The sequence below is a fragment of the Aromatoleum sp. genome, from assembly GCF_036675785.1.
GTDB lineage: Bacteria > Pseudomonadota > Gammaproteobacteria > Burkholderiales > Rhodocyclaceae > Aromatoleum.
Genome location: NZ_JAKFEF010000025.1, coordinates 26387 through 43738, shown reverse-complemented (window position 1 = coordinate 43738; position 17352 = coordinate 26387). Strand labels below are relative to the sequence as shown.

Sequence of the window (17352 nt, the reverse complement as noted above, 5' to 3'; positions counted from 1 at the left end):
GCCGCTGGAGGAAAGCCCGATGCTTCCGATCCGTCGTCCGCTCGTCGCCGCTGCCCTCGTGTCCGCGCTGGGCCTCGCACTGCATTCCGTGTTCGCTTTCGCCGAGCCGCTCGTGCGTAGCGAAGCGGGGCCCGTCAAGGTTGCCGTCGTCGCGCGCGGCCTCGAGACGCCATGGAGTCTCGCGTTTCTTCCGGACGGGCGGATGCTCGTCACCGAACGCCCCGGTCGCATGCGGATCGTGTCGCCGTCGGGCGAGCTGTCGGCGCCGCTGAAGAACGTGCCGAAGGTCCACGCGAAGGGGCAGGGCGGCCTGCTCGACGTCGTGCTGAGCCCGGGCTTCGCGGACGACCGAACGATCTTCTTTTCGTACGCGGAGCCGACCGGGCGGGGCGCGCATACCGCGGTTGCCCGCGCGACGCTCGACGCTGATGCGCCGGGTCTTTCGAACGTGAAGGTGATCTTCGCGCAGCGCGACGATCCGCCGGGCAACAATCACTGGGGTTCGAGACTCGTGTTCGACCGCGACGGCAACCTCTACGTCACGCTCGGCGACCGCTTCGACTACCGCGACAAGGCGCAGGACCTCGGCAGCCACCTCGGCAAGATCGTCCGCATCCGTCCCGACGGCAGCGTCCCGCCGGACAATCCCTACGTCGGAAAGCCTGGCGCTCTGCCGGAGATCTGGTCGTACGGACACCGTAACGTCCAGGGCGCGGCGCTGCACCCGGAAACCGGCGTGCTGTGGGTGCACGAGCACGGCCCGCAGGGAGGCGACGAGGTCAACATCGTGAAGCCCGGCCGGAACTACGGCTGGCCGGTCATCACGCACGGTCGCGAATACGGAACGGGTCTGAAGATCGGTGAGGGCACGGAGCGCAAGGACGTCGAACCGGCCGTGCATTACTGGGTGCCGTCGATCGCGCCGTCGGGAATGGCATTCTACACCGGCGACGCGATGCCGAAGTGGAAGGGCAGCCTGTTCGTCGGGGCGTTGAAGAGCAGGTTGCTCGCGCGGCTCGCACTCGACGGCGATCGCGTCGCGCACGAGGAGCGACTCGAGGTCGACAAACGTATCCGCGACGTGAGGCAGGGGCCGGACGGCAAGCTCTATCTGCTCGACGAAAGCGACGGGCGGATCCTGAGACTCGATCCGGGCTGAGCAGACCCGTCGGCGGGCGTTCGAGGTGGGCGTTTTTAGAGTTGCAATTGCATCAATGATCGTGTTAAATGTGCACTGGCATCTTGATGGACGCGCCGGACATGAGTGCAATCGCCCTTCCGAAACCCGACGCCGCGCACGTGCTCGGCAAGGCGCTGATGAACGTGGGCCGGGAACTCGGCCTGACCCAGGCCGCGCTCGGCGAGATCGTCGGCAAGGACCGGACCGCGATCAGCCGCGGCGGCATCGATCCCGACAGCAAGACGGGCGAGCTCGCGCTGCTGGTAATCCGCGCCTACCGGGCGTTGTTCGCGCTCGTCGGCGGCGATGTGGCGCAGATGAAGCACTGGGTCCACACCGACAATCATCACGTCGGCGGCATACCGTCCGAGCAGATCCGCAGCGTGCAGGGCTTGCTGCGGGTCGTCGAATACCTCGACGCGATCCGCGCGAAAGTCTGAGTCGACCGGCCGCCGGATGACCTTCGACATCTGGGTCGAGGCCGGCGCCGCCGCGCCGGTCGTCCCGCTCGAAGGCGACCTCGTGCGGCTCGTCGAGAGCCAGGAGCAGGTGGCGACGAACCGCCTCGTCGACACGCTCGAAGAACAGGCGCTTCTCGAATCGCTGCTCGAGGCGGCGAAACCCCCGCTGCCGAAAGCGGCCGCGGGGCTGCATTACCTGCTCGCCACGCCGTTCCGCTATCCGCCGCTGCGGCACGGCTCGCGGTTCGGCGGGCGCCTCGAACCGAGCCTGTTCTACGGTGCGCTGACGACGCCGACCGTGCTCGCGGAATCCGCGTATTACCGGCTGGTGTTCTGGCACGGCATGGCGTTCGCGCCATCGGCGCCGCTGACGACGCAGCACACGCTGTTCGGCGCGCGCTGGCAATGCGCGCGCGGCCTGCGCCTGCACGCGGAGCCCTTCGACCGCTGGCGGGACACACTCGTCGATCCGGCGGACTATCGCGCGACGCAGCGACTCGGCAGCGCGTTGCGCGCCGCCGGAATCGAAGCCTTCGAATACCTGTCGGCGCGGGACCCGGCGCGCGGCGTCAATGTCGCGCTGTTCACGCCCGCATCGCTCGCGTCACCCCGCCCGACCTTCACGCAGACCTGGCTTGCGGAAACGGGCGCGAGCGGTGTGCGCTTTTATGGCCCCGAAGAGCACGTGCTCCAGCGCTTTCCGCTGGATCAGTTCCTCGTCGACGGCCGCCTGCCGACCCCGGCCGTCTGATCCGCGGCTTATGCCGCGGCGTCGAGCGCCGCGACCTTGTCGCTGAATGCGCGGGGCACCGGCGCGACCTGGCGCACGGCGTAATCGAAAAACACGATGCCGGTCTTGCCGCGCGCCACCTCCCGGCCGCTCGCCTGCTCGCGCGCCCGCCAGACCAGGTCGCACCCGTACTTGTTGAAGTCGTTCGCGGTCATCTCGAACGTCAGGGTCTCGCCATGGAACGCTTCGGACAGGTATTGCACGGCCGCATCCGAGACGAGCACGCCGACGTTTTCGACGTTCGTCTGTGTGTAGCCGAGCGCGTTGAAGAAGCGCTCCCGCGCCTCGGACACAAGCGCGAGCAGTTGCGCGTTGTCGAGATGGCCGCTCTCGTTGATGAAAACGTAATAGACCTGCAGTTCGGTCGAAAAGCCGAACCGGTCGGGGACGTCGATCTTCAGGCGGGGCATCGGAACTCGCGGCTCGGGAAAGGGGGAAGCCGGGATGATAACCGGCGCGGCGCGCCGTATCGAGACGCTCTTTTTGCGCCGCAGCACGATCCGCGAAATCGCCCGCGTCGAATGCCGGGCGCCGGCGTGAGGGGCGGGCGCCGAGACGGACCGTGCCCCGTTGAGCGTGGGAGTTCGATGCGCAGGCCGAACGTTTTTTTTCGCATTTCGCCCGTCCTCGACCGAAATTCCGCTCAATTTCGCGCGAACGCTGCCGTTGACGCGCGGGAGGCCATCGAAGCGGAGCATGCCGTGACCATCGAAAATCCATCCCGGCCGGGAAATGCCCGCCGCCGGCAGGACGGCTTGCATCGCGCGCGCCGCGCCGGCGGCCCGCTCCCCGACGCCGAGAAGCGTGCGAACGCGATCATCCGTCAGCTGCTCTCGACGAAAACCCGGGACCCCGCGGAACGGGCGCGGTGGGGCGCCGAGAGCGCGGAAGTCATCGACTTCCTGATGCGGCTGCAGAAGGGGGAAACCTCCGCGGCGCTCGGCGGGCAGACGTTTTCGTTGCCGCAGGCGGTGCCGGACGCGACAAACCTCGTCACGGTGTTGCTCGACGCGGGGCTCGGCAAGCACCTCGGCGAGGCCGGCGCCCTGATCCTCGAAGTCGTCGCGACGCTCTTCGACCGCATCTTTGACGACAGCCGGGTTCCCGCGCCGATCAAGGGCCTGATCGGGCGTCTGCAGATTCCGGTGCTGCAACTCGCGATGGTCGATCACGACTTCTTTTCGGACCGGGCTCATCCCGCGCGGCGCCTGATCAATGCACTCGCGCACGCCGGCACGACGTGGGACGGCGACGTGACCGCGGATTCGCCGCTGTACCGTGCAGGTGACACGACAGTGCGGCGCATCGCCGGCGAGTTCGCCGCGGACCCGGAGGTCTTCGCGCGGTGCCAGCGGGAGTTCGACGCATTCCTCGCCGAGCAGGACCGTCATGCGGACGAGCGCGCCGCGACGCTTACGGAGCGCCTGAAGCAGCGCGAGCAGCACGGCCTCGCGCGCGACGTCGCGCGGAAGGCGATCGTCGCGCCGCTCGCGAAGGACGGGATTCCCGACGTCGTGCGGACCTTCGCCGAAACCACGTGGCTGACTGTTCTGACGCACGCGCTGATCGAAGCCGGCGAGGAGGGCGCCGCGTGGCGCGAAGCGGTCGCGACCCTCGAAGGAGTCGTCTGGAGCGTGCTGCCGAAGTACGACGCGGCGTCCCGCACGGAAATGGTGCAGCGGCTCCCGGCATGGCTGCGCGCGGTAAAGGCGGGGATGACGCGCGTCGCACTGGACGAGGCCGCCCAGAAGCAGTTCTTCGCCGAACTGGTCCGCCTGCACGCGGCGGCGCTCAAGGCGGGGATGACGCCGCCGGAAGGCCTGCCACGGCCGCCGCCGAAGGCGGGGCGCCGCGCCGGCGTTGCCGCAGACGAGCCGACGCCCCAATCCCTCGAACTCGATCTGCTGAGCCGCGGAAGCTGGATCGAACTGCGCGACGAATCGGGCGGCATCCGCCGGCTGCGGCTGAGCTGGATCAGCCCGGCGCGCACGATGTACCTGTTCGCGAACCGGCAGGGCCAGCGTGCGCTCGCGCTGACGCGCAACGAGCTGACGCGGCGCTTCGCCACCGGTGAGGCCGCCACCGCCAGCGAGGAAGCGCTCCTCGATCGCGTCGTCGACGCCGTCCTCGACGAATTCCAGCGTTAGTGAAGGGAAAGCCATGAACGAAAGCACGCATTTTCGCGATCGCGACGAAGTCGTCGGCAGCATCCGCGACTTCCTGCTTGCCGCCGAGTCGCTGCCGAGCCCGCGCGGCGCGGCGCTTCAGCTCCTCGAGCTGTCGCGCGATCCAGAAACCAGCATCGACGCCGTCGTCCGCGTCATCCGTTCCGATCCGGCACTGTCGGGATTCGTCGTGCGCGCCGCTTCGGCCGCGCGCTTCGGGCGCACCGAACGCGCGCTCGACCTGCAGCACGCGGTGATACGGCTGGGCATGAATATCGTGCGCGCGCATGCGCTCGCGCTGTCGCTCGCCAGCTACCGGCCGAACACCGGCTGCCGGCGCTTCGACTATTTCGCGTTCTGGACGAGCGCGCTGCTGAACGCGTCGGTGATGGAGGCGCTCGCCGGTCATCGCGGCGATCTCCCCAAGACCGAGGCGTTCACGCTCGGCCTGCTGAGCGATATCGGAAAGCTCGCGTTCGCGACGGCCCGGCCCGACGACTACGACCGCGTGCTCGCGCGCGGCGCAACACCGCACGAAGACCTCGACCGCGCCGAACAGGAAGTCTTCGGTTTCGACCACCGCGAATTGTCCGCGGTGCTGCTTGCGGAGTGGGGGATTCCGACCGCCCTCGCGGATGTCGTCTACTGGCAGTGCGACCCCGAGGGCGGGGGTTTCGCGCCCGATTCGCGCGCTTACCGACTGGCCTGCGGGCTGCAGTTTGCGTCGCGGCTCGCGCAGACCTGTCTTGCGGCGCAACCTGATCCCGACAGCGTCGCCGCGGTGTACCTGCGCGGCGCGGTTCTCGACCTGTCGCCCGACGAATCGCGCGCGCTCGCGACCGAAGCGCTCGGCGAGCTGCCGGTGTGGACCGGACTGGTCGGGCTACCGAAGGCCACGATCACGACGCTGCCGGCCGACTGGGCGAGTTGAACCGCAGTCCGGCGCCCGCGGAGCCGTCGGGGCCGATCCGGCGCTGCTTGCGCATCTCCGCCGGACGCGCCTCGCATGCTGACGCGCGCCAGCGGAATGCAGTGCATTTGTCATAGCGCAAGCTTTTCTCGGCGACAAGCTGATATTCTCGCGGGCTATTCCGTTGATACCCAATTGGAATGGCGTGACAAGTCGGGGCGAAGAGCTTCGCGCAGCGGGAAGGATCGGCAAAATGGACGGCTGTCGGGCAGCGTGTGGATCCGGATTTCGACTTCGGGGATGTCGCCCTGCGTTCGTTGGCCATGCGGGCAGATGCAGATGAAGCGGACCGCGCGCCGGATGCAGCTGCGGGTGCAAGGCACCGGCGGGTCATCCACCGAGGTGCGAAATATCGCGCTGTTCGTGCTGGTGGTCATCCTGACCCTCGGGGGGCATTTCTACTTCTACGCCTATCCATTACTCGTCCAGTGCCTCGTCGAGGAATCCGAGCGCGACGCCGTGCGGGCAGCGGGCATCCTGCGTGTCGTCGCGCACCGGGGCGCCGATGCGTCGGTCCTGCCCAACGCCCACGTGTCGTCCGAACTCGACTCCGTCCGCCGCGCGCTCGGCGTGATGAAGTTCAGGATCTTCGATCGCGATGGCCGGATCACCTTCTCGACCGAGCCGTCGGAGACGGGCCGGGTCAACGAAAACACCTATTTTCGCGACAGCGTCGCGGCAGGCGATACGCGCACGAATCTCCTGCGCCGCAACGAATCCAGCCTCGATGGCGACACCTACGTGCGCGACCTCGTCGAAATCTACGTCCCGTTGATGGAGCAGGGGCGCTTCGGCGGCGCGTTCGAGATCTATTACGACATCACGGAGCAGCGCAAGGACTTCGACCAGCGGCTGCGCGCGATGAGCCTGAACCTGGGCGGGCTGTCGGCGATCCTGCTCGCGGTCTTCGCAGTCATCGTCGTGCGCTCCTACACGAACGCGCTGCGCAGCGAGCGCAGGCATAGCCGCCAACTGCACCAGGAGATCGAACGGCGGCTCGAAATCGAAGAGGAATTGCGCGAGAGCCATGGCCGCTACCGTCACCTCGCACACCACGATTCGCTCACCGGCATCCCGAACCGCACGCTGTTCCTCGACCGCTTCCAGCATGCGCTCGCCAATGCCCGTCGTTACGAGACGCGGCTCGGCCTGCTCTTCATCGATCTCGACCACTTCAAAACGATCAACGACACCTGGGGCCACGAAGCGGGCGACCGCATTCTCAAGGCGGCGGCGAACGTATTGCAAAAGTGCATCCGCGAAAGTGATACCGCCGCGCGCATCGCTGGCGACGAGTTCGCGGTTCTCGTCGAGCATGCCGACGAAGGCACGGTCACTGCGCTCGTCGACCGCCTCGCGCGCGAGTTCGCGAACGGACTCGACTTCGGCATCGGCGATATCAGCACTTCGGCGAGCATCGGCATCAGCCTTTATCCTCAGGATGGCGAGGACATCGAAACCCTGTTCCGCCATGCCGACATCGCGATGTACCGTGCGAAGGCCGACCGCCGGGGGAGCTGGCAGTATTTCGCGGCGGAGCCGGCGACGGATTCGGCGAGGGGCTGATCGGTGCAACCGAACGGGCAAGCGCTGGCGCCCACAGGCGCACGCGCGCTAGTCTCTCCGCGGTCGGGTCCGTTCGTCGTCGGACGTCGGATGTCGATCCCCCAACCCTGCGGAGAACCCATGCACTTGCCGAACCACCAACTCACGATGACGGTGCTGATGACACCGGACATGGCCAACTTTTCCGGCAACGTCCACGGCGGCACGATCCTGAAGCTGCTCGACCAGGTCGCGTACGCGTGCGCAAGCCGCTACGCGGGCCAATACGTCGTCACGCTGTCGGTCGACCAGGTGATGTTCCGCCAGCCGATCCACGTCGGCGAACTCGTGACCTTCCTCGCGTCGGTGAATTTCACCGGCCGGACGTCGATGGAAATCGGCATCAAGGTGCTCGCCGAGGACATCCGCAAGCAGGTGGTCCGACATGCGAACAGCTGTTTCTTCACGATGGTCGCCGTCGACGACCAGGGGCGGGCGACGCCGGTGCCGGCGCTCGAACCGAAGACCCCCGACGAGGAGCGGCGCCACCGCAACGCGATGATGCGGCGCGAACTGCGGCAGGAATACGAGCTTCGGCAGCGCGCGCTGAGGCCGGCGACATCCCGGGTTTTTCAGCCGGGAGAGAAGCGGACGCAGTAGATCGGCGGCAAGTGCGCGGACAGGCAGGCCCAGGAATTCCCGCCGTCGTCCGACACCCAGAGTGCGCCCGTCGTCGATCCCATCGCGAGGCGCTTGCCGCTCGCATCGACGTCGAGTCCGTGGCGATAGACGAGGTCGTACGCGGGCGCACGCGGCAGCCCGTGGTCGAGCGTCTCGAAGGTGGCGCCCCCGACGTGTGTGCGCGTCACGACGAGGTGGGCCTGGGAAGGGATCCGGCAGGCGTCCTTGGCGGCCGGCACGAACCACGCGGTATCCGGGTCGTGGGGATGCGCTGCGACGGTGAACCCGAACGACGACGGCTGGGCGACAAGCGGCTGCCAGCTCGCGGCGCCGTCGATCGAGCGGTAGATGCCCGAGTGATGTTGCACCCAGAACACGTCCGGATTAGCCGCGCACTGCACCAGCCGGTGCACATCCTGGATGTTCGGATCGCCGACGCGCTCCTCGGGCATGTAGTCGGCCTTCATCCCGCTCGCGCGGCAGTCCCAGGTTTCACCGCCGTCGCACGTCTGCCAGATCCCGCCGCACGAGATCGCGATCGTGACCCGGCGGCTGTCGCGCGGGTCGACGCAGATCGAGTGGATGCCCGGCCGGTCGTAGCCGCCGCCGAACCATTCCCTGCGTTCCGGACGGTCCCACAGCGAGCGCACGAGGGTCCAGGAGTCGCCGCCGTCGAGGGAGCGGAAAAGGCCTCCCGGAATCGTGCCGGCCCACAGCAGGTTTGGCTGATCGGCTCCGCCGCGTTCGAGGGCCCAGACCTGGGCGAGCGTCCAGGCGGTATCCGCTTCGTCCGCCGCGGTTTCCGGCTTGGGTGGATACGCGGGGACCGCGACCTCCGTCCAGTTTCGCCCGCCGTCCGAAGAGCGGCGCATCTTCACGCCGAAGTGGCCGAGATTGAGCGCCGCGTGCAGGGTGCCGATGCGCGGGTCCGGCAGCACCATTGTGACCGGGTCGCCGAGGAACGGCACTTCGGCGCGTGGCAGCCAGTGCGGACTCGCGTGTGGGTGGCGGTCATAGATGAACAAACCCTTTCGGGTTGCGACGAAGAGCTGGTCGGACATCGTTCGCTCCTTGACGCTCGGGGCTCAACCGCCCGATAGCGCCTGCACGACGTAGATTTCCGCGTTTTCGCCGGCGGCGTCCGTCAGATGCTGCCGGTCCGCAACGACCTGGCCATCGATGAAGATCGCGACGTGGCGTCGCAGCCGTCCCTGATCGTCGAGGACGTAGTCGCGCATCTGCGGCTGCGCGGAAAACGCCTGTCCGAGCGCATCGCGGACCGTGCCGGCAGCAACCTGCAGCGGCGGACAGGGCTGATGACGCTGGATCGCCGGGGCAAACACGATTTGCGGCATGATTCGTACGAACAGGGCACTGCTTCGGCCGGTTTTGACAGTCTAGACCACCATGGGGGTGACTGCCGGCACCCTCCTGTGTCGTCCGTGTCGCCGCGAACTGGCTGTCGTCCTTAACCCGGCGATTAAACAGCTGACCCGTTCGCCCTGAGCCTGTCGAAAGGCGTTCGCGCCAACAGGGCTTCGACAAGCTCAGCCCTAACGGTCTGGTTGCCGGGTTAATAATGAATTTTTCGGAGGCCCTCATGAGTGTCGAAACAGTAATTGGCCGTCATCTCGGCGGGAGAATCATCGTGCTGATCGGCGACCTCACCGATCAGGCGGTCGACGCGATCGTCAATGCCGCGAACGCTTCCCTGCTCGGCGGCGGGGGCGTCGACGGGGCGATTCACCGCCGCGGCGGGCCGGCGATTCTCGAAGCCTGCCGAGCAATCCGCGCGACGCGCTATCCCAAGGGCCTGCCGACGGGCGAAGCAGTCATCACGACCGCGGGCGAACTGCCGGCGCGGCACGTCATTCACACCGTCGGACCGATTTACGGCCAGCATCGGGGCGACGAACCCAGGTTGCTCGCGAACTGCTACCGCCGGTCGATCGAAGTCGCGCGCGAGCATGAGCTCGCGACGATCGCGTTCCCCGCGATCTCGACCGGCGTGTACGGCTACCCGGCGGACGAAGCCGCGGTCGTGGTATCCCGCGCTCTGTCGCAGTGCCTCGCGGCGGACGACTCGCTCGCCGAAGTGCGCCTCGTGTTTTTCAGCCGCAGTCATGCCGAGTCCTTCGTTTCGGCCGCCGTTTTCGGACAATCGGGCGAGTCGGCGTAACAGCACGAAAACGCCGCCCCGGATACCCATGTATTGGTAGATACTTTCGCCTTTTCGAAAAAAGTGCCTGCCGGGCGCCCAGGGCGGCGTGAAAGCCGACGCCCGGAAAAGGAAGAACATCTGAAATGGAAAATGGATTGACCAATGCGCTGTGGTTCCTGCTGTTTGGCGGGCTGCTGATCGCGATGGGGTTCACGTCGTCGACGCTGAAGCGCCTGCCGGTGACGTCGGCGATCATCTACCTCGCGGTCGGCATGATCGTCGGGCCGACCGTGCTGCATCTCTTCCACTTCAACCCGCTGAAGGAGTCGGCGCTGCTCGAGGTGCTGACGGAAGCGGCGGTGCTGATCTCGTTGTACGCGGCCGGCGTGAAGATGCCGGTGCCGGTGAGTCTGCCGCGCTGGCGGACGCCGATCCTGCTCGCTTTCGTGTCGATGACCGTGACCGTCGGCCTGGTCGCGGCATTCGCGCACTATGTGCTCGGCTTGCCGCTCGGGGCGGCGGTGCTGCTCGGCGCGATCGTCGCGCCGACCGACCCGGTGCTCGCGACCGACGTCCAGATCCGCCACCCTGGCGACCGCGACCGCCTGCGTTTCACGCTGACCTGCGAAGCCGGGATGAACGACGGCAGCGCGTTTCCGTTCGTGATGCTCGGCCTCGGGCTCCTCGGGCTACACGAATTGGGCGAGTTCGGTCTGCGGTGGGCGCTCGTAGACGTGCTATGGGCCACCGCCGCCGGCATCGCGATCGGAGTCGGGTGCGGCGTCGCGCTGGCGCACGTCGCGAGGCGCGTGCGCGGAAAGGATGCGAAACGCGGACTGATGGATGATTTCCTCGGCCTCGGCCTGATCGGCATCGTCTACGGCATCAGTGTCCTGGTGAGCGCCTGGGGCTTCCTCGCGGTGTTCTTCGCCGCGGTCGCGCTGCGCCAGGCCGAAAAGCGGCTGACCGGCGCGGCGCCGGACGCGCCCGAGCGGCTGCAGAGCGCCGAAACGGCGGCGACGGGTCGGCCGGCGCTGGCGCATCGCGAGACGCCGCCCACCGTGAGCGAAGGCTCGCTCGTGTTCAAGGAGCACCTCGAGCGCCTGTCCGAACTGATGCTGATCCTGCTGATCGGCGGCACGCTGTTCGTCGATTCGTGGAGCTGGCGCGCCGTGGGGCTCGCGTTTTTCCTCTTCGCCGTTGCCCGCCCGCTCAGCGTGCTGGTCGGCCTGCTCGGCACGCGCACGCCCTGGACGATCCGCAGCCTGAGCGGCTGGTTCGGCGTGCGCGGGATCGGGTCGCTGTATTACCTGATGTTCGCGATCCAGCACGGCTTGCCGCAGCCGATCGCGCTCGAACTGATCCACATGACGCTGATCGTCGTCACGTTGTCGATCGTCTTTCACGGCGTCAGCGTGAAGCCACTGATGGAGCGGTTCTGGCCAGCGCGGCGGCTCGCAGCGCACTGACTGGAGCACGCGGAGATCGAAGCGCGGCGTACCTTCCGGGCTTCGATTTCCCCCGGCCTTCGCTGCCGGAAAGGGATTTTCTCCGATTCCCGGAGCGCGCCCTTACGCCGTCACGCCTTTCGCCACACCGTCGCGAGCCACGGCTGCTGCTCGCGCGGGAGTCCGGGCGGACGGTAGTAATGACGGATCTCGACGAAGCCGGCCGCGCCGACGAAGCGGCGCCACGCAGCGAGATCGTGGTAGCAGCCGTAACGGCCGCCGGCCATGCCTTCCTCGTTGTTGCCGCGCGGGTTCGACGAAAACAGTACGCCGCCGGGCTTCAGCGTCGCATGCAGCTTGGTGAGCACGTCGGGCAGCGCCTCGCGCGGGACGTGGAAAAGCGACGCGTTGGCGAAGATGCCGTCAAAGCGGGCTTCGGGGAGGTCGAGCGCGACGAAGTCCTGATGCAGCACTTCGCAGGCGGAATACTCGCGCGCCATCTCGACGAAGGTTTCCGAGCCGTCGAGCCCGACCGCTTCATGGCCCAGTGAGCGGAAGTAGGCGAGGTCGCGCCCCGGGCCGCAGCCGAAATCGAGGATCGACCAGGGCGGGGCGGTCAGGATCGCCCCGAAGAGTGCGTCGTAATTCTGTGTCACGTCGTGATCGCGTGTACCCGACCAGAACGCCTCGGCGTTCCGGTCGTAATGGGCGATCGTCGCTTCCGTGAGCCGGTGGAGCGCATCGGCGGCGGTCTTCCTCGCGTCGCCGGAAGTGCCTCCGTTGTCGCTCACCGCCGCCCCGTACCGCTTACTTGTACTGCTTGAACACGGTCCGCGCGTCGTGATGCGCGCGCTCGAGCGTGCAAACCGACGGGTCGTCGTCATGGCCGCTGAAGTACCCGTCCGCCTGGGCACGCATCACCATCGCGATCGCCGCGTCGTCCTCGACGTCGTATTTCTCGGTGATCAGCGTCGTCACTTCGTCGAGGTGTTCTTCGTAGGTCATCTTCGCTTCCCTATCCCGATGAGTCCCGAGGCTCACTGGGCGGCCGCCGCCGGCAGCGGGCTGAATTCGATCGGTACCCAGCTATAGACACCCTTGCCGTCGGCACGTACGTGGCCGAAGCCAGGGAAGGGCAGGTGCATGCCGGCGACCAGCGTCTTCGTTGCGGCCATCGAATACATCAGGCTCTTGCGTGTCGCGACCGCCTGCTCCTGATCGACGTCGAATTCGATCGATACGTCGGGCTGTGCGAACTGCACCGCGTGGGCATGCACGACGTCGCCCCAGATCAGAAGCTTCTGGCCATCGGACTCCACGGAGTAGGCAGTATGGCCCGGAGTATGGCCGTAGGCCTTCGTCGCTCTGATCCCCGGCACGATGACGCTTCCCTCGGTGAATGTCTTCCACTGGCCGCGGGCCTGATAGGGTGCGGCGACCTCGCGGGCCATCTTGAAGAACGGCTGCATCGCCGGGGCGACCTTCGCCGCGGCCTCCTGCGACAGCCAGAAATCATTGTCGCTCTGCGCGACGTGGATTGCGGCTTTCGGGAACACCATCTGCCCGGCCGAATCATTGAGACCGCCGATGTGATCGCCGTGCAGATGCGTGACGATCACGGTGTCGACCTGCGCCGGGTCGTAGCCGGCAGCGCGCATGTTCTCAACAACGTGGCCGAGACTCGGCCCGAAGAGCTTCGCCGCGCCCGCGTCGACGAGCACGAGATTGCTGCCGGTATTGATCAGGTACGCATTGACCGCGGTCTGCATCTTCGGCGTGCCGACGAACATGCGCGCGAGCATCCGGTTCAGCGTGTCGCCGCGCGCGTTCTTGAGCACGCTGACGTCGAGTTCGAGCGCGCCGTCGTGCAGCGCGGTGACCTCGAACTGTCCGAGCATCATGCGGTAGTAGCCGGGCACCTGCGTCTTGACCATCGGCGCCTCGGCGCGGACCGCCGACACCGGGGCGAGGGCGGCCAAGGCGCAGCCCGCAACGAGCATGGCACGGAGGATCTTCTTCATCGCTTTTTCTCCCTGAAAACTGACGAATATGAAATGCGCCGCCGGCCCGGATGGAACGTGGGGCCGGCGAACGTCGGAATGGGGCCGGCCGGCGTGCCCGCGCAGGTTCAACGGGCGATCGGCCTGTAGCGGATGCGCTTCGGTTTCGCGCCTTCCTCGCCGAGGCGTTTTCTCTTGTCCTCTTCGTATTCCTGGTAGTTGCCCGAGTAGAACGTCCATTGCGAATCGCCTTCCGCCGCGAGAATGTGCGTGCAGATGCGGTCGAGGAACCACCGGTCGTGGCTGATGATCAGCGCGCAGCCGGCGAATTCGAGCAGCGCGTCTTCGAGTGCGCGCAGCGTCTCGACGTCGAGGTCGTTCGACGGTTCGTCGAGCAGCAGCACGTTGCCGCCGGAGATCAGCGTCTTGGCCATGTGCAGCCGGCCGCGCTCGCCGCCGGAGAGGTTGCCGACGATCTTCTGCTGGTCGCCGCCGCGGAAGTTGAAGCGGCCGATGTAGGCACGGCTTGGCATCTCGAAGCGGCCGACGGTCAACACGTCGGCGCCGTCCGAGATCGCCTCGAACACGGTCTTGTCGTTAGCGAGTCCTTCGCGGGACTGGTCGACCGACGCGAGCTTGACCGTCGGACCGACGACGACTTCGCCCGAATCCGGTTGCTCCTTGCCCTGGATCATCTTGAACAGCGTCGATTTGCCGGCGCCGTTCGGACCGATGATGCCGACGATCGCGCCCGCCGGGATCGTGAAGCTGACGTTGTCCATCAGCAGCTTGTCGCCGAACGCCTTCGAGACGTTGTGGAACTCGATGACCTTGTCGCCGAGGCGCTCGCCCGGCGGGATGAAGATTTCCTGCGTCTCGTTGCGGCGCTGGTATTCGACGGTCGCCATCTCCTCGTAGCGGGCGAGACGCGCCTTCGACTTCGCCTGGCGCGCCTTCGGGTTCGAGCGCACCCACTCGAGTTCCTGCTTCATCGACTTCATGTGCGCGTCGACCTGCTTCTGCTCCTGCTCGAGGCGCGCTTCCTTCTGCTCGAGCCACGACGAGTAGTTGCCCTTCCACGGGATGCCATGGCCGCGGTCGAGCTCGAGGATCCACTCGGCCGCGTTGTCGAGGAAGTAGCGGTCGTGGGTGACGGCGACGACGGTGCCCGGGAAGCGGGTCAGGAACTGCTCCAGCCATTCGACCGACTCGGCGTCGAGGTGGTTGGTCGGTTCGTCGAGCAGCAGCATGTCGGGCTTTGACAGCAAGAGCTTGCACAGCGCGACGCGCCGCTTCTCGCCGCCCGACAGGTTGCCGATGACGGCGTCCCAGGCCGGCAGACGCAGCGCGTCGGCGGCGATCTCCATCTGGTTCTCGATGTCGCTGCCGGCCGTCGCGAGGATGTTCTCGTATTTCGCCTGCTCCTCGGCGAGCTTGTCGAAGTCGGCATCGGGTTCGGCGTACGCGGCGTAGATCTGGTCGAGCTTCTGGCGCGCCTCGAGGATTTCACCGAGGCCGGATTCGACTTCCTCCCTGACGGTCTTCGCGGGATCGAGCTCCGGTTCCTGCGGCAGGTAGCCGATCCGGACGCCGGCGAGGTGCTGGACCTCCCCGTCGTACTCCTTGTCGGCGCCGGCCATGATGCGCAGCACGGTCGACTTCCCCGAGCCATTCAGGCCGAGCAGTCCGATCTTCGCGCCGGGGAAAAACGAGAGGGAAATATCCTTGATGATCTGCCGTTTCGGCGGCACGATCTTGCTCACGCGGAGCATCGACATCACGTATTGGGCCATCGCTCTGAGATTGGAAAACGATCCGAAAGAAAGACTGCAAAGGATACCCTAAGCCCGCAGCATGCTGTTCAGGCGGCTGGACAGTCGAACCGATGCCGGATGATGCTGTCCAGTTCTCGTGCCGTGTCCCGCGTGCGGATGGAGGTACGACCGCCGGACCGTAATCGGCGTCCCGCAACGGGGAGACGCGCTGCATGACCGACGACGAAAAGACATCGGGGGGAGCAGATCGGGGCTGGCGACGCGGGCTTTCGGGCGTTGTCGCGATGACACTTTTCGCGCTCGTCTGTTCCGGGCTCGCCGCGTGGGTGGTGTGGCGCGAGCTCACGGAACGGCACGAGCGCGAATTGGCGTCCCACTTGGCGCTGCAGCGTGCCGAAGTCGCACTTCGCATCGAGGAGCGCTTTAGGAGTTACAAGGCGCTGTTGCGCAGCGGGCGCGCGCTCTTGGGGCTGGGCGGGGAGATCGGCCGCGCGGAGTGGAAGGATTTCGTGCAGACGCTGAACGTGATCAAAGACTTCCCGGGGATCCAGGGCTTCGGCTTCACCGAGTGGATACAACCCGACGCGCTGGAAGCGCATATGGTGCGCATGCGCAGCCAGCGGAACGAAGACTATCGGGTGTGGCCGGAGGGCGAACGCGACGGCTACTCCAGCATCATCTTGCTCGAGCCCGACGACTGGCGGAACCAGCGGGCGTTCGGCTACGACATGTATTCCGAGCCGGTGCGGCGGGAGGCGATGGAGCGCGCGGCGAGAACCGGGGAGGCGGCATTATCCGGCCCCACGGTGCTGGTGCAGGAGACGGAATCGGACGTCCAGGCGGGGGTCCTCATCTATAGCCCCTTGTTCGACCGGGACAAACCGCTCAGCACGGACGTGGAACGGCGGCAGGCGCAGCTCGGGTGGGTCTATATGCCGTTCCGGATGTCCGATCTGATGCGGGGGATCCTCGGGCGATATTCGGACGGCGTGCGGCTTCGGATTTACGACAAATCCGAGGCGCCCGGTAACCTGCTGTACGACAGTCACGGCGGACGCGAGCCGGAAGAGGAGCCCGAGTTGGGCAGCGTCGAGCGCTTACCGCTGGCCGGGCGGGAGTGGGTCGTGAGGCTCGAAGCCTTGCCGGGATATGCCGCGCCGTTCGATGCGCGGCAGGCCGAACTGGTGTCGATTGCACTGGTCGGCTTGTTGTTCGTGGTCGTCACGTTCTCGATGTCCCTGGCCCGGCGGCGCGCCCGGACCATCGCACGCACGTCGGAGTCCCTACGCCGAAGCGAAGCGCGTTACAGCACGCTCGTCAATCTCGCGCAGGAAGGGATCGCGGCGACCGACGCGCAGTTCCGGCTGGTTTTCGCCAATCCGAGCCTCGTCGAGATGCTCGGGCGCGACCAGTCAGTGCTGCTCGGACGCGCCCTGGACGAGTTGTGGCGGGACGGCGACCCTGAGAGTCGCGAGCAGATCCTCGAACGCCTGCGGATGGGGCGAGGGAAGCGCTACGAGAAGGAACTCGTTCGCAGCGAGGGCCGTCTCTTGACCGCGCTCGTGTCCGACGCGCCGCTGGCCGACGATGACGGCCAGCTGAAGGGCGCGACCGTCGTCATCGCGGACATCACCGAGCGCAAGGACATCGAGCGCAGGATTTCCCATCTTGCGACCCACGACGTGCTGACCGGCGTACCGAACCGCCTGATGTTCGGCGAGTTGCTCACACATGCGGTCGATCAGGCGCGCCGCTACCGGCATCGCCTCGCGTTGCTGTTCGTCGATCTCGATCACTTCAAGCAGGCAAACGACGAGTTCGGACACCACGTCGGCGACCTGCTGCTGATGGATGCCGCCCGGCGCATGCAGCATTCGATCCGCGCGTCGGACACGCTCGGCCGGCGCGGCGGCGACGAGTTCGTCGTTCTGCTGCCAGAAATCAATTCGCATGCCGACGTCGAGGCCGTCGCGGAAAAAATCCGCAGCGAGATCGAGCGGCCTTTCCTCCTCGACGGGAACAACGTCAGGATCTCGTCGAGCATCGGCATCGCGCTCTATCCGGAGCACGCCGACGACGAGGACACGCTGCTGCGGCGCGCGGACGAAGCGATGTATCGCGCGAAGAGCGAAGGTCGGAACGCCTACCGGTACCCCGACTGAGGGGCGCGGTGGAG

Annotated in this window: 17 protein-coding genes; 10 read left to right on the top strand and 7 right to left on the bottom strand. The window is 66.7% G+C overall.

The annotated features are described in order from the left end of the window. Window positions 1-19: 19 nt before the first annotated feature. From V6M37_RS06870 to V6M37_RS06860, 3 genes are all read left to right on the top strand, one after another. On the top strand, window positions 20-1159 hold the full coding sequence (locus V6M37_RS06870) for a PQQ-dependent sugar dehydrogenase (RefSeq protein ID WP_332671800.1): 1140 nt from the start codon (window positions 20-22) through the stop codon (window positions 1157-1159). Between the two features lie 101 nt (window positions 1160-1260). Beyond that, complete coding sequence (locus V6M37_RS06865; protein WP_332671799.1) at window positions 1261-1620, top strand: MbcA/ParS/Xre antitoxin family protein; 360 nt, start codon at window positions 1261-1263, stop codon at window positions 1618-1620. Window positions 1621-1636: 16 nt separating this feature from the next. Beyond that, window positions 1637-2392 (top strand): RES family NAD+ phosphorylase, encoded by a 756-nt coding sequence (locus V6M37_RS06860; RefSeq protein WP_332671798.1) that lies wholly within the window; start codon window positions 1637-1639, stop codon window positions 2390-2392. 8 nt (window positions 2393-2400) lie between these two features. On the opposite strand, the gene V6M37_RS06855 is transcribed toward V6M37_RS06860, so the two are convergent. Next, window positions 2401-2841, bottom strand: a complete 441-nt coding sequence (locus tag V6M37_RS06855) for an acyl-CoA thioesterase (RefSeq protein WP_332671797.1) — start codon at window positions 2839-2841, stop codon at window positions 2401-2403. On the opposite strand from V6M37_RS06855, the gene V6M37_RS06850 reads away from it, so the two are divergent. From V6M37_RS06850 to V6M37_RS06835, 4 genes are all read left to right on the top strand, one after another. Then, entirely contained in the window at window positions 2752-4578 is a 1827-nt protein-coding gene (locus tag V6M37_RS06850) for a DUF1631 family protein (protein ID WP_332671796.1), read from the top strand. The two genes, V6M37_RS06855 and V6M37_RS06850, sit on opposite strands and share 90 nt — an antisense overlap. Window positions 4579-4591: 13 nt before the next feature. Beyond that, entirely contained in the window at window positions 4592-5527 is a 936-nt protein-coding gene (locus tag V6M37_RS06845) for an HDOD domain-containing protein (protein WP_332671795.1), read from the top strand. A 318-nt stretch (window positions 5528-5845) separates the two neighbouring features. Continuing rightward, window positions 5846-7132: a GGDEF domain-containing protein gene (locus V6M37_RS06840; protein ID WP_332671794.1), complete on the top strand. Its 1287-nt coding sequence runs from the start codon at window positions 5846-5848 to the stop codon at window positions 7130-7132. 120 nt (window positions 7133-7252) lie between these two features. After that, window positions 7253-7771 (top strand): acyl-CoA thioesterase, encoded by a 519-nt coding sequence (locus V6M37_RS06835; RefSeq protein ID WP_332671793.1) that lies wholly within the window; start codon window positions 7253-7255, stop codon window positions 7769-7771. On the opposite strand, the gene V6M37_RS06830 is transcribed toward V6M37_RS06835, so the two are convergent. Both V6M37_RS06830 and V6M37_RS06825 read right to left on the bottom strand, forming a co-directional pair. Next, complete coding sequence (locus V6M37_RS06830; RefSeq protein WP_332671792.1) at window positions 7744-8853, bottom strand: exo-alpha-sialidase; 1110 nt, start codon at window positions 8851-8853, stop codon at window positions 7744-7746. The two genes, V6M37_RS06835 and V6M37_RS06830, sit on opposite strands and share 28 nt — an antisense overlap. 24 nt (window positions 8854-8877) lie before the next feature. Further along, the gene (locus V6M37_RS06825; RefSeq protein WP_332671791.1) at window positions 8878-9147 is read right to left on the bottom strand and encodes a hypothetical protein; all 270 of its coding nucleotides are present in this window, start codon (window positions 9145-9147) and stop codon (window positions 8878-8880) included. Window positions 9148-9392: 245 nt separating this feature from the next. Between V6M37_RS06825 and V6M37_RS06820 the strand changes: the two genes are divergently transcribed. Further along, the gene (locus V6M37_RS06820) at window positions 9393-9971 is read left to right on the top strand and encodes an O-acetyl-ADP-ribose deacetylase (RefSeq protein ID WP_332671790.1); all 579 of its coding nucleotides are present in this window, start codon (window positions 9393-9395) and stop codon (window positions 9969-9971) included. A gap of 125 nt (window positions 9972-10096) precedes the next feature. Next, a complete protein-coding gene (locus tag V6M37_RS06815) occupies window positions 10097-11422 on the top strand; it encodes a cation:proton antiporter (RefSeq protein WP_332671789.1) in 1326 nt (441 codons plus the stop codon). Between the two features lie 110 nt (window positions 11423-11532). On the opposite strand, the gene V6M37_RS06810 is transcribed toward V6M37_RS06815, so the two are convergent. The 4 genes from V6M37_RS06810 to ettA form a co-directional block, all read right to left on the bottom strand. Next, the gene (locus V6M37_RS06810; protein WP_332671788.1) at window positions 11533-12192 is read right to left on the bottom strand and encodes a class I SAM-dependent DNA methyltransferase; all 660 of its coding nucleotides are present in this window, start codon (window positions 12190-12192) and stop codon (window positions 11533-11535) included. Between the two features lie 16 nt (window positions 12193-12208). Further along, on the bottom strand, window positions 12209-12406 hold the full coding sequence (locus tag V6M37_RS06805) for a hypothetical protein (protein WP_332671787.1): 198 nt from the start codon (window positions 12404-12406) through the stop codon (window positions 12209-12211). A gap of 32 nt (window positions 12407-12438) precedes the next feature. After that, window positions 12439-13422 (bottom strand): MBL fold metallo-hydrolase, encoded by a 984-nt coding sequence (locus V6M37_RS06800; RefSeq protein WP_332671786.1) that lies wholly within the window; start codon window positions 13420-13422, stop codon window positions 12439-12441. Window positions 13423-13529: 107 nt separating this feature from the next. After that, window positions 13530-15194, bottom strand: a complete 1665-nt coding sequence (gene ettA, locus V6M37_RS06795; RefSeq protein WP_332671785.1) for an energy-dependent translational throttle protein EttA — start codon at window positions 15192-15194, stop codon at window positions 13530-13532. A gap of 194 nt (window positions 15195-15388) precedes the next feature. Here ettA and V6M37_RS06790 point away from each other — a divergent pair, with 194 nt between their 5' ends. Continuing rightward, window positions 15389-17338 carry a CHASE domain-containing protein gene (locus V6M37_RS06790; protein ID WP_332671784.1) on the top strand — a complete coding sequence of 650 codons (1950 nt, stop codon included), beginning with the start codon at window positions 15389-15391 and terminating at the stop codon, window positions 17336-17338. Window positions 17339-17352 lie beyond the last annotated feature (14 nt).